The sequence below is a fragment of the Hyphomicrobium sp. 802 genome (genome assembly GCF_000526135.1).
Taxonomy (GTDB): Bacteria; Pseudomonadota; Alphaproteobacteria; order Rhizobiales; family Hyphomicrobiaceae; genus Hyphomicrobium_B.
The window spans coordinates 4,274,216-4,286,569 of the sequence record NZ_JAFM01000001.1; the positions used below are offsets into that span (position 1 = coordinate 4,274,216).

Here is a 12,354-nt window from a genome sequence, read left to right on the forward strand (position 1 = left end):
CCACAATCTGAGATTCCAGGTGCGTTCCCGCTCCCGTTATGGTTTTTGCAATTCTGGGCACAAACGGATTACCGGCTGCGATTGGCCACAAAGAAAATCAGCAGCAATATAATTCCGATTGCGGTGCCCGTTGCGGCCGTCGTCGACCAACCGCCCCAATGCAATGTAATTGTTCCGAGCACTGATCCGATAGCGCCGCCAATGAAATTGATCGTCATATAAATCGCATTTACGCGTCCGCGTACTTCCTGGGGCACCGAGAAAATGATGCGCTGGCTCGTGATCTGATTGGTCTGAATAGCAGCATCAAAAAGAATCGTGATCACGACGAGCGCTGCGAGCCATTGCCAGCTAACTGCCAAATCTGCCGCGTAACTGGTGGCGGCAAGAACCGACATGGCTCCGATCGTCATGATGCGCGTATAGCCGCGGTCGGCAAAGCGCCCCGCAATCGGCGCAGCCAACGCTCCACCAGCACCTGCCAGTGCAAAAAGCGCGATGCTCTGCTGGCTCATACCGAATTGATCGGCGAGCATGATCGGGGCTGCCGTCCAGAACATGTTGAATGCAGTGAACATCAGCGCTTGATACAATGCCCGCTCGCGCAGGATTGGCATGCTGCGAAACAAGCCGACCATCGACCGCAGAATATGGAAATAATGCTTGCCGGTTGCTGGGCGATGGCTCGGCATTATTCGAAATAGCGTCGAACCGATCACGATCATCAATATCACCGAAAACCAAAAGACCGCGCGCCAACCGAAATGCGCCGAAATGAAAAGCGCGGCCGGGCGCGCCAGCATGATGCCGGTCAAAACGCCTGCCATCACATTGCCGACGATGCGGCCTCGCTTGGCCTCGGGAACGAGATGGGCGATGAATGGCAGGAGAACTTGCGCTGCTGTCGAGCACACGCCGACAATGAACGACGCCACAAAGAACGGAAGCGCGGATTGCGACGTGGCCGCGCCGACAAGGCCCACCGTTGTCAAAGTCAGAAGTGTCAGAACCAGACGCTTGTTCTCGACGAGATCAGCCAGCGAGACGAGCAGAAACAAGCCGACGCCGTACCCGATCTGAGTGACGCTCGAGATCGAGCCCGCAAGATCTGGCGTAATGTGGATCTCTTTGCCGATCTCGGCGATCAACGGCTGCGCATAATAGAGATTGGCGACGAGCGCTCCGGCAGCAATCGCAAATATCGTAATGAGCGTAGCCGAAGGCTCGGCGGTGCGCTTGTCTTTCGTCTGGACGTTCAAAGGACAACTCGCTGATATCAGATTTCAATGACGATTCAGCCCGCGCATCGTTCCTTGCAAACGACATCCGGCTTATCCGGAATTTGCGTCCAAAGCTTCTTGAGAGGCGGTGCATGGCGACAATTTCTCGCCGCGCGGGCAGGGCGGCGAACAGATAGTCGAGCGGGCCCGCATAAACAATGTGACGAATTCCGCCTCGGCGGGGAGATAAGCCAAAATATCTTCGCGTCGCTTGAAGCAGCTCAGGATATTATGCCCTATAATTCGAATACGGCATTCGGTTTCCGCCGCATTCTCCTGACGGTGAATATCCTCCACCTAGGAGGAGCCAACCGTTTGCCCCGGAATCTCCGCTTCAGTAGACACGCCACATCACAGGCGGATGCAATCGGCTTATCACAATTACGCGGGTGATTTTAAAACGGCCGGACGCGGCTTCGGCGTTCGATTATCGCATTTCACGACAGCAGCATAAAAGGACGAACATGCAAACAAAAGCCTATGCCGCGGCGGCAGCAAAGGCACCGCTTGGACCTATTACGATCGACCGTAGAGATCCCGGACCAAAAGACGTTGTGATCGACATTCTCTTTTGCGGGGTTTGTCATTCCGATCTTCACACCGCGCGCGGTGAGTGGCCCGGCATTCTTTATCCGTGCGTTCCGGGCCACGAAATCGTCGGCCGCGTCACGGCCGTCGGTAAGGACGTGACCAAGTTCAAAGAGGGCGATGTCGCCGCCGTCGGCTGTATGGTCGATAGCTGCCGGACCTGCGACTCCTGCGAGCACGATCTGGAGCAATATTGCGAGGGGCCGCACAGCTTCACCGGCACCTATAACGGCGCGGCGAAGGGCGGACTGCCCAATACGTTCGGCGGCTATTCAAAGCGGATCGTGGTCGATGAGCACTTCATACTGCAGGTCCGACACAAAGAAGATCAGCTTGCGGCCGCGGCGCCGCTGCTTTGCGCAGGTATCACGACGTGGTCGCCGCTGAAGCATTGGAACGTTGGGCCTGGCAAGAAGGTCGGCATCGTCGGCATCGGCGGGCTCGGCCACATGGGCGTCAAGCTCGCTCACGCACTCGGCGCGCATGTCGTGGCCTTTACGACGTCGGACTCGAAGCGGCAAGCCGCGCTCGATCTCGGCGCGGATGAGGTCGTCGTGTCGAAGAACGCCGACGAAATGGCAGCGCATGCCGGCACGTTCGATTTCATCCTGAATACGGTGGCCGCGTCGCATAACCTCGATGCATTCACCAATCTGCTCAAGCGGGATGGCGCGCTGACGCTCGTGGGCGTGCCCGAGCATCCGCATCCCTCGCCGTCAGTCGTTCCGCTTATCTTTGGGCGGAAGTCGATTGCGGGTTCGTTGATTGGCGGCATCGCAGAAACGCAGGAGATGCTCGATTTCTGCGCCGAGAGAGGCATCACCTCGGATGTCGAGATGATCTCGATGAAGGACATCGACCACGCTTACGATCGTATGCTCAAGAGCGACGTCAAATATCGCTTTGTCATCGACATGGCGACGTTCGACTGACGCACAGGGCGCCGGCGGTCAAGCCGGCGCCAATGCCTTGCTTGCCGCAAGTGTCGGCACGTTGCGAGCCCTGAAGAAATCAATCACCGCGCGCACAGCAGCCGACATGTCCCTTTGGCGCGGATAGGTCAGATACCATCCAGGAAAGTGCGGTGAGAACTCTTCCAGCATTGGCACGAGCTTTCCCGTTGCGATCAGAGGTCGGACGTCCGACTCCGTCCAGAATGCAATGCCGACACCTTGCGTTGCGGCGTGGATCGCCATCTCGGCGCATGAGACCGTCAGCGGACCGTTGACGACCACCGACATCCAGTGACCGTCCTTGAAGAATTCCCAGTTGTAGATTCCGCGCCGGCCCGACCACCGCCAATTGATACAGCGGTGCTTGTTGAGTTCGCTCGGATCTCTCGGAATGCCGTGCTTCGAGATGTATTCGGGCGATGCGACAGCGCACATGCGGAGATCGTCACCCAGCTTAATCGCGACCATATCGTCTTCGAGAAGTTCACCCAATCGAAGTCCGATATCGAAACCTTCGTCGACGATATCGATGACGGCGTCGTCGACGGTGATATCGAGCACGATATCGGGATGCTCGGTCGCAAACCGGCCCAGATGCGGGGCGATCAGCGTGGCGGCCGCTTTGCGCGGTGCGAGAAGCCGCACCGTACCGGCCGGAACGACGCGCAAATTCTGCACGTCGCGCACGGCCTCTTCCATTTCCTCAAGCGCCGGCTTGAAGCGCGCCAGCAGGCGCTGCCCCGCCTCTGTTAGAGAGAGACTGCGGGTCGTGCGATTGAGCAAACGGACGCCAAGCCGCTTTTCCAGCTCGCGGATCGTCTGGCTCAATGTCGATGGTGAAATTCTGAGATGAGCGGCCGCCCGCGCAAAATTGCCTTGCTCGGCAATGGTTACGAAGGCGCGTAGCTCAGCGAATTCGCTTCCGCGCATTATATACTCAAAGCCAAAGGAGGTATTCGGATTGCCTCATATTATATCGGCACATGGCAGCTATTAAATGTGGCCGATGTTCGCGGAAGCCGGATTTTTTGTGCTTTCGACGCGAATTCCCCCCGAACATGGTTGAGAGGTGGCGCTGTGCTGGAGAAACGCAAGCTAGGCACGCAAGGGCTCGAGGTTTCGGCGCTCGGCCTCGGATGCATGGGCATGAGTTATGCTTACGGAGCCGCGGACGACGCGGAATCCGAGGCAACGATTGCGCGCGCGATAGAACTCGGCTGCACATTCCTCGATACGGCAGAGGCTTATGGGCCATTTACCAATGAGACGCTGCTTGGGCAGGCGCTCAAAGGCAAGCGGGATCAGGTCGTGATCGCGACGAAGTTCGGCTTCACATTTGACAGCAACGGCATCTCCGGAACCGACAGCCGACCAGCGCACATTCGCGAGGTCGTCGAAGCATCTCTTAAGCGGCTGCAGACGGACCGCATCGACCTTCTTTATCAGCACCGGGTCGATCCGAAGGTTCCGATCGAGGATGTCGCCGGGGCCGTCAAAGAGCTGATCGCAGAAGGCAAGGTGCTTTATTTCGGCCTCTCGGAGGCGAGCGATGAAACGATCCGCCGGGCGCACGCGGTGCAGCCGGTCTCGGCGCTACAGAGCGAGTACTCGCTGTGGGAGCGCAGCATCGAAGAGCACATTCGGCCAGCATTGTTCGAACTCGGCATCGGTCTCGTGCCGTTCAGTCCGCTCGGGCGCGGATTTCTGACGGGCAAAGCAAAGCGTGCTGAAGACTATCCGACCAACGATTATCGCTCGCGCAATGATCCGCGCATTCAGGGGGCGAATTTCGACGCGAACATGAAGATCGCCGAGATCGCGCGCGAGATTGCGGTCGCCCATCATGCAACGCCCGGACAGGTTGCCCTGGCGTGGCTGCTCGGCTGCAGTCCACATATCGTGCCGATTCCGGGGACGAAGCGGCGCGTCTATCTCGAAGAGAACCTCGGCGCGGCGAAACTTGAATTGACCACCGAGGAGACCGAACGTCTTGATGCTGCAGCAAAGTTGCTCGGTGTTGCGGGCGCGAGATACACGGAACGGATGATGTCGTTCGTCGATATTTAATGAGGAAACGGACTACTCGGGTTTTGGTTCTTTCTTGAGAGTCGAGCCCGCTTCCTTGAACTTCATCAAGTGAGCGTCGTCGGCGGAGCCTTTGGTTTCGGCGACGACGCCAAATTCCAGCGGCTCATCCTGCGCGTAGCGCTTGCCCAGGCGATAGGCGATTTCGGCGCGTGCCGTCTCGACGCCGAGATAAAACGCGTGGCCGGGATCGGCGCGGGTATCGAGATGCGGGTAAAGCTGGAACGGATCGTCTGAGACGTGATGGCCGTCGCGGTTGTAAATATGAATGCCATCTTCCGCGACCTCGATGCGATAATTTTGGTCGCGAATTTCCGACGCGAGCGATCTGATCTCTTCCGGCGTCGAGGCGAAACCTTTGCGATCACGCAAAGCCATGAGACCCGAGCCAAAACCTTGCGGCAGTGCATTGGCCTTGCGAGCGGCGAAGTACTCGCGGCGGGCGCGGTCGAATTCCTTGATCGCTGTCCGGCAATGCGGGCTCACCTGCACGGCAAGCACCGCCGTGATGTGAAGCTCGGAGCACATGCCCATCAGGATGGCGTTGATGCCCGTGGTGTCAGCGTCGGTCAATTCCGTGACGTTACCAATGCCCATCAGGATCGGAATGTCTGGGCGGCGCTTGCGCAGGTCGTAATAGCGCGCGACGGATGCCGTGAAGCCATAGTGGATCGGATCGAGGATCGGGTCGGCATAGAAGGGGCGGCCCTTCGCGATCATGATATCGATGACGCGATCCAACGAATCCATGTCGGCGGCACCAGCCGAAATGAGGATCGGCGCCGCAGGGCCTTCGTCGACAATCGAGATCGTCTTTTCCGATAGCGAGAAAAGATAGTCGGCCCCTGCGCGCGTGGCACGCGACAGCTCTTCCGGGTTAAAGGAATCGACGCTGACCTTCGCACCATCGGCATGCAAGGCTGCAATGGATGCTTCCAGATGCGGAAACGGACTGTCCGGCAGGCAGCCAAGGTCGATAACGTCGGCACCGTCAGCGCGATACTTGCGTGAGCGTTCGACAATCTGCTCCGGCGTCATCAGAGTTGCATCGACGATTTCGCCGAAGATTTTGACGTCCTGCTCGGACAGGTCGATCTTGCGGGCAGCATGGCCGAGATACTCAGGCAGATCGGCGATCTCTTCCGGGCCGCGCTCAAAGCGTGTGCCGAAATGGTCGGAGAGGCGTTCGAGATCGCCACGAAAACGGCCGGGCATGATGACCCGGTCAGCGTGCTCGGGCAGCTTCAGGCGGCGCTCGACGATTTCCGTCGTCATCAGGGCTGCGACCTTGACGCCGATATTGGCGACGACGGGCTCCAGGTCGGGATCATTGAGTTCTTCAGCGACGCGCTTGACGCGCGGCTCGGCCAGCGATCCGGTTACCAACACAATGCGCTTGGCCATCGACGGGCATTTCCCTTTACGAATTCGACCACCGTGAATTGGCACCGAATGCGGCCTCGTGCAATGTCCCGCATGTGCCCCATCGACAAATCGGCAGATTTACGGTTTCCGTCGCCCGTCACATTGGAGAAGCCTTGGCATGAAGAAAGTTCTGCTCATCGGGATTGGCGCGGGAAACCCCGACTACATCACCATGCAGGCGGTGAAGGCGCTGAATGCGGTCGATGTGTTCTTCTTTCTCGACAAAGGAGAAGTTAAGGCTGATCTCGCCAATCTCCGACGGGAAATCTGCGATCGCTTCATCGAGGAGAAGTCCTATCGGATCGTGGAGGTTCCAGGGCCGGTGCGGGACCAGGGCGGCGATTATAAATCCGGTGTCCATGCATGGCATCGCGAGAAGGCGCAGATCTTCAGCTCGCTTATTGCGGATGAACTGAAAGACGGCGAGGTCGGCGGGTTTCTCGTTTGGGGCGATCCCTCCCTTTACGACAGCACGATACGCGTCATCGACCAGATCGTAGCGCAAGGAACGCTCGCTTTCGAATATGAGATCATTCCCGGCATCACGGCCGTCCAGGCATTGGCCGCCGAGCATAAAATCGCGCTCAATCCGATCGGCGAGCCGGTGCACATCACCACGGGCCGCAAACTGCTCGAAGGATTGCCAGAAAAGGTCGATACGGCCGTCGTGATGCTCGATAACGGCTCAGGGCTCCGCGCGCTGATTGACGAGAACGTCGAGATTTTCTGGGGCGCCTATCTCGGCACGCCAGATCAGGTCCTGATCTCCGGCAAACTGAAGGAATGCGTCGACGCAATCGAGGAAGAGCGCGCGGAGGAACGGGCACGGAAGGGCTGGATCATGGACACCTACCTGCTTCGGCGCGCGCCTCCCCGGCCGTAACGAGGTGGAATTTTTGTCAGTGCTGACCTTCGAAGTCGTCCCAGGGTGGTGATTTGCCGAAGCGATCGACGAGAAAATCAATGAAGACTCGGGTTTTCGCGGCCAGATAGCGGTTCGGCGCGTAGAGTGCGTGAATAGTGAGGTCTGATGGCCGATTGTCGGGAAGGACGAGCTTCAGCCGTCCGGCAGCAATGTCCTGGCCCACGATAAATGTCGGCAAGTTTGCGATGCCGATGCCTTGCACGGCTGCGTCGCGCAGCACATCGCCATTGTTCGATGCCAGGCACGCGCCGATGGCGACGGAGACGGGCTGGCCCTTCTCGGTCAAGTGCCAGCGCTGCATCGATGTGGTGTGGCCGTAGCTCAGACATTTGTGATCGACCAGTTCGGCGGGCGTCTGCGGCATTCCGTGTTTTTCGAGGTATCCGGGCGAGGCGACGATCACGATCCGGGCCGGTGCGATCCGGCGGGCGATGAGGCTCGAGTCCGTCGGCGTCCCGATCCGCAGGGTGACGTCCGCGCCTTCTTCCAGCGGGTCGATGAAGCGATCGGTCAGCAGGAGTTCGACCTTGAGGTCATAATAGAGGGTCATGAAGTCGGAGATGGCCTTGCCGAGGTAGAGCATGCCGAACGACATCGGTGCGTTGACCTTCAGGATGCCCTTTGGCTCGTCATGGAGGCGGGAGACCTGGGCCTCGGTTTCCTCGATCTGGGAGAGGATGGAAACACAACGCTCATAGTACGCAAGGCCGGCTTCGGTCGGGGTCACGCGCCTCGTGGTGCGGTCCAGGAGACGGGCGCCCAGCGCCTGCTCGAGCTCCATGACGCCCTTGCTGACGGCCGAGCGGGTCAGCCCCAGGCGACGCGCCGCCTCAGCGTAGCTGCCGCTGGAGACGACTTTCACCAGCGCTCTCATGGCGTCGAGCTTGTCCATTTGTATCCAAATCGGAAACAGATTGCTCATATATTGATATATTGAGCGATTTTCGTCAACGAGCCATATTCAGAACGTCGGAGGGCTGATGCCTCCGCACAAAGCGAATTTCAAAGTGTCTGGAGGCATGCATATGACGAAGGTTTTGGTCCTCTATTATTCCAGCTACGGCCACATCGAGAAGATGGCGGAGGCGGTGGCGGCAGGCGCGCGCGAAGGCGGCGCCGAGGTGACGATCAAGCGAGTGCCCGAGCTAGTGCCGGAAGAGGTCGCGCGGCAGTCGCATTTCAAGCTCGATCAGGCGGCGCCGATTGCGACGGTCGATGAGCTTCCGAACTACGACGCGATCATCATCGGCGTGCCGACCCGCTTCGGCAACATGCCGGCCCAGATGAAAAACTTTCTCGATCAGACGGGTGGTCTCTGGTTCGGCGGCAAGCTGATCGGCAAAGTCGGCAGCGTCTTCTCATCGACGGCTACGCAGCACGGCGGTCAGGAGAGCACGATCCTGTCGACGCATACGGTTCTGCTTCACCACGGCATGGTGATCGTCGGACTGCCGTACTCGTTTCAGGGGCAGATGGGCGTCAGCGAAGTGACCGGCGGCTCGCCTTACGGCGCGACAACGATCGCGAACGGTGACGGCTCGCGTCAGCCCTCGGCCAACGAACTTGCAGGCGCCCAGTTCCAGGGCCGTCACGTCGCGCAGATCGCGGCCATGCTGAAGGCGTAAGCCTCACCAATTCGGACCGTTGCCGAATTGGCGACGGTCCGCTTCCACCGGCTCCGATTGAAGCGCCGGATCGACCCTCCACATAGCAGATCAACCTAGTGACATCTCGTGCGAACGAGAGAAAGGACAAGCCATGTCTGGTATTCACCACATCACTGCGATCGCTGGCGATGCGTCCCACAATCTCGACTTCTACACGCGCGTTCTCGGCCTTCGCCTGGTCAAGAAGACCGTCAACTTCGACGATCCCGGCACCTATCACCTCTACTTCGGTGATGAGACCGGCACGCCCGGCACGATCCTGACGTTCTTCCCGTGGGCACATGCGTCCAAGGGCCGGAATGGAGTCGGGATGGCGCAGCAGACGATGTTTCGCATTCCCGAGACCGCGATTGGCTATTGGACACACCGCTTCGTCGAGAAGGGCGTGCCGCATGAGGCGATCGAGAAGCGCTTCGGACAGTCGGTCCTGCAGTTCACAGATCCGGACGGCATGAGCCTCGCTCTCGTCGGCGTGGCTGGTGCCGAAGCCGAGGCCGCTTGGACCGGCAGTGACGTTGCAGCGGAAAACGCTATTCGCGGTTTCCACGGCATCCGATTGTTGCTTGAAGACGTGAAGAGCACGGGCGATATCCTGACGGATGTGTTGGGCTTCACGGAAGCGGGCAGCGAGGGCAACGTCACGCGGTTCGTGGCGAAAGGCACGAAAACCGGAAGCGTCGTCGAAATCCACGAGGCGAAGGGCTTTCTTGCGGCTCGCATGGGCCGGGGCTCTGTCCATCACGTCGCGTTCCGCGCGGCGTCGGATGAAGAGCAGGCCGAGATGCGCAAGAAGCTCGTCGAGAACCATCGCATCCAGGCGACGGAACAGATGGACCGCAACTACTTCCGGTCGATCTACTTCCGCGAGCCGGGCAGCGTGATTTTCGAGATCGCAACCGACCAACCAGGCTTTGCCGTCGATGAGCCGGTGGCCACCTTGGGACAGGCATTGAAACTGCCGTCGTTCCTTGAAGGTCAGCGGAAGGAAATCGAGGCAGTGCTGCAACCGTTGGAGAAGGCAGCATGACGACAAACGTCATTCGTGCGGGCGCACCTTTGGGTGCCGCCCGTGCGGCGATGATCTTGGTTCACGGACGTGGAGCAAGTGCCGAGGGTATGCTCGGCCTTGCGGACGCATTCGAAGCCAGCGACATCGCCTATGTCGCTCCGCAGGCGCGTTCGGGCAGTTGGTATCCGCAGTCTTTCATGGCGCCGATTGCCCAGAACGAGCCGCATCTCAGCAGCGCTCTGAAAACGCTTTCGGACGTCGTCGCGGATGTCGAGCGGCAGGGCGTGCCGTCCGAGAAGATCGTGCTTTTAGGATTTTCCCAGGGCGCGTGCCTCGCGCTCGAGTTCGCAGCCCGGAACGCTCGCCGTTTCGGCGGCGTCGCAGGCTTGAGCGGCGGCTTGATCGGACCAGAAGGAACGCCGCGTACTTATGCAGGCTCTCTCGCGGGCACGCCGGTATTCCTCGGATGCAGCGATGTCGACTTTCACATTCCGCTCAAGCGGGTGAACGAGTCGGCAGAGGTTCTTAAGGCGCTCGGCGGTAACGTGACGGAGATCATCTACCCCGGCATGGGCCACACGATCGTGCAGGACGAGGTTGAGCACGTTAAGAAGATCCTCAGGGATCTCTAACGGCCGCACAGGACAGGTGTTGGAATGGACTTCGACTTCGAAACACTTGCAGCGGACGATCGCTACAAGCTTCTCACCAGCACGATCGTTCCGCGGCCCATCGCCTGGGTAACGACACGAGCAAAGAACGGCGCCCGCAATGCGGCGCCGTTCAGCTTTTTCAACGCCATGGGCAAGGACCCGGCGCTGCTTGCCGTCGGCATCATGACCGACGGCGACGGCAGCATGAAGGACACCGCCCGCAATATCCTCGACACGGGGGAGTTCGTGGTCAATCTCGTGCCGCGCGTGGCGGCGGAGGCGATGAATTTAACGTCGCTCGATGCGCCGCCGGATGTCGACGAGCTTGCATTGACCGAGCTTGAGACGGTCCCGTCGCTCAAGGTCAATCCAGAGCGGATTGCGATCAGTCCGGTTTCGTTCGAATGCCGGCTGCATACGCCGCTCATATTTTCCAACCAGCTGCTCGCGATTGGCGAAGTCGTGCAGGCACATATTGCCGACGAGGCCATGCTCGACCCGGCGAAGCTCTATGTCGACACGCCGAAACTCGATCTGATCTCGCGGCTCCACGGCCGCGGGCTCTATGGAACGGCGGAGACGGCGTTTCAGATGCAGCGGCCCCGGTCGCATGACGCGCTGAAAAAGGAAAAGGCGCGAGATTGATCTCGCGCCTTTGTCCGAATTTCGTTAGTGGACCGCGAGCGTTTCTTACGCTTCGTGCGGAATATTCCGGGTCGATTCGAAGAGGAACCACACGCGGCGTTCGGCTTCGTCGATCCAGTTTTCGAGAAGGCTCGCCGTAGCGACATCACCATGCTCGTCGCAGAGATCGTGGAGCTGGCGCATTTCGTCCGCCAGCTGCAGATTGTCGTCGCGAAGCTCTGCCAGCATATCGTTCGGCGAAACGAAATCGGCGTCGTTGTCGAGAATGCGCTTTTGGCTGTTGATCTGGCCGATGGAGCGGATCGTCGTACCGCCGAGTTTGCGGGCGCGTTCAGCGATATCGTCCGTCGCCGCAAAAATCTGCTCGCTCTGATCGTCGAGAAGCAAATGGTAGCTCCGGAAATTCGGGCCGGACATATGCCAGTGGAAGTTCTTCGTCTTGATGTAGAGCGCGAAGAAGTCGGCGAGCAGCGCCGAGAGCGACGCGGAGATATCCTTGATGGCGTTGTCAGAGAAGTGCGACGGCGTATCGAGTGGAGCCTTACGCCGGGATTTGGTCGTATCCGCTTTCATGTTCATCTCTTCCTTGGCTATGCGTTGGGGGGGTGTGAAAAGGGCTTTGTAATTGATCAGGCGGTAGATACCGCCACATTGATCGAGGTCATCCGGCAGCCTCCTCGACGACGACTTTAATCAATGAGCACATTTTTTCTACGGTTGGCTGAATGGCGGGCGGAAGGTCATATCTTTTCGCGAGCCAGACTAAATCCTGATACGAAATCCATGTCGCGGAGCGCTCGTCCTGCCAGACCAACGCCTTCAGAGGCAGGTCCAAGCCGATGGTCTGCTCACTTTGCATAAGCACGGTGCCCGCCTTCGGGTTTCCGAAGAATAGCACTTCTGTCGGTCGGAGATCGAGGCCGGCTGCCGTTGCGCCCGCTTCATGGTCTATGCGTGCAAAAACCGTCATGCCGTGGCTGGACGCGGTCGCCGCCAGCCGGTCGGCCGTCTCCTTTGGACCATGGGAGCTTTGGAGAGTGATCAATCCTTCGACCATTTTTGCCGACGCTTCTTCCGGTTCCGGCGCGAGATTTTGGGGCCGCCACTGTTAGCTCCGACCGCCG

General features: G+C 59.3%; 13 protein-coding genes. 7 read left to right on the top strand and 6 right to left on the bottom strand.

Translation table 11 applies throughout. The features are described 5' to 3' along the window. Nucleotides 1–68: 68 nt before the first annotated feature. Entirely contained in the window at nt 69–1,259 is a 1,191-nt protein-coding gene (locus tag HYP802_RS0121625; protein WP_024276523.1) for an MFS transporter, read from the bottom strand. A 485-nt stretch (nt 1,260–1,744) separates the two neighbouring features. Here HYP802_RS0121625 and HYP802_RS0121635 point away from each other — a divergent pair, with 485 nt between their 5' ends. Further along, the gene (locus HYP802_RS0121635) at nt 1,745–2,800 is read left to right on the top strand and encodes an NAD(P)-dependent alcohol dehydrogenase (protein ID WP_024276524.1); all 1,056 of its coding nucleotides are present in this window, start codon (nt 1,745–1,747) and stop codon (nt 2,798–2,800) included. Nucleotides 2,801–2,818: 18 nt separating this feature from the next. On the opposite strand, the gene HYP802_RS0121640 is transcribed toward HYP802_RS0121635, so the two are convergent. Further along, a complete protein-coding gene (locus tag HYP802_RS0121640; RefSeq protein WP_013949867.1) occupies nt 2,819–3,751 on the bottom strand; it encodes a LysR family transcriptional regulator in 933 nt (310 codons plus the stop codon). A gap of 150 nt (nt 3,752–3,901) precedes the next feature. Between HYP802_RS0121640 and HYP802_RS0121645 the strand changes: the two genes are divergently transcribed. Continuing rightward, nucleotides 3,902–4,888, top strand: coding sequence for an aldo/keto reductase (locus tag HYP802_RS0121645; protein ID WP_256380137.1), 987 nt, complete (start codon nt 3,902–3,904; stop codon nt 4,886–4,888). A 12-nt stretch (nt 4,889–4,900) separates the two neighbouring features. Here the strand turns inward: HYP802_RS0121645 and HYP802_RS0121650 are convergent, their stop codons facing one another. Continuing rightward, complete coding sequence (locus tag HYP802_RS0121650) at nt 4,901–6,310, bottom strand: DUF6513 domain-containing protein (RefSeq protein WP_024276525.1); 1,410 nt, start codon at nt 6,308–6,310, stop codon at nt 4,901–4,903. Between the two features lie 139 nt (nt 6,311–6,449). Here HYP802_RS0121650 and cobF point away from each other — a divergent pair, with 139 nt between their 5' ends. Next, a complete protein-coding gene (gene cobF, locus HYP802_RS0121655) occupies nt 6,450–7,214 on the top strand; it encodes a precorrin-6A synthase (deacetylating) (protein ID WP_013949870.1) in 765 nt (254 codons plus the stop codon). Between the two features lie 16 nt (nt 7,215–7,230). On the opposite strand, the gene HYP802_RS0121660 is transcribed toward cobF, so the two are convergent. After that, nucleotides 7,231–8,148: a LysR family transcriptional regulator gene (locus HYP802_RS0121660; RefSeq protein WP_013949871.1), complete on the bottom strand. Its 918-nt coding sequence runs from the start codon at nt 8,146–8,148 to the stop codon at nt 7,231–7,233. Between the two features lie 133 nt (nt 8,149–8,281). On the opposite strand from HYP802_RS0121660, the gene wrbA reads away from it, so the two are divergent. From wrbA to HYP802_RS0121680, 4 genes are all read left to right on the top strand, one after another. Continuing rightward, a complete protein-coding gene (gene wrbA, locus HYP802_RS0121665) occupies nt 8,282–8,881 on the top strand; it encodes an NAD(P)H:quinone oxidoreductase (protein WP_024276526.1) in 600 nt (199 codons plus the stop codon). A 133-nt stretch (nt 8,882–9,014) separates the two neighbouring features. Continuing rightward, entirely contained in the window at nt 9,015–9,950 is a 936-nt protein-coding gene (locus HYP802_RS0121670; RefSeq protein ID WP_013949873.1) for a ring-cleaving dioxygenase, read from the top strand. Then, a complete protein-coding gene (locus HYP802_RS0121675; RefSeq protein WP_013949874.1) occupies nt 9,947–10,564 on the top strand; it encodes a dienelactone hydrolase family protein in 618 nt (205 codons plus the stop codon). Before HYP802_RS0121670 ends, HYP802_RS0121675 begins: the two co-directional genes overlap by 4 nt. 24 nt (nt 10,565–10,588) lie before the next feature. Continuing rightward, entirely contained in the window at nt 10,589–11,230 is a 642-nt protein-coding gene (locus HYP802_RS0121680; RefSeq protein ID WP_013949875.1) for a flavin reductase family protein, read from the top strand. Between the two features lie 45 nt (nt 11,231–11,275). On the opposite strand, the gene HYP802_RS0121685 is transcribed toward HYP802_RS0121680, so the two are convergent. Continuing rightward, nucleotides 11,276–11,803, bottom strand: coding sequence for a DNA starvation/stationary phase protection protein (locus HYP802_RS0121685; protein ID WP_013949876.1), 528 nt, complete (start codon nt 11,801–11,803; stop codon nt 11,276–11,278). Nucleotides 11,804–11,891: 88 nt separating this feature from the next. Beyond that, nucleotides 11,892–12,287 carry a DUF302 domain-containing protein gene (locus HYP802_RS0121690; RefSeq protein WP_013949877.1) on the bottom strand — a complete coding sequence of 132 codons (396 nt, stop codon included), beginning with the start codon at nt 12,285–12,287 and terminating at the stop codon, nt 11,892–11,894. Nucleotides 12,288–12,354: the final 67 nt, after the last annotated feature.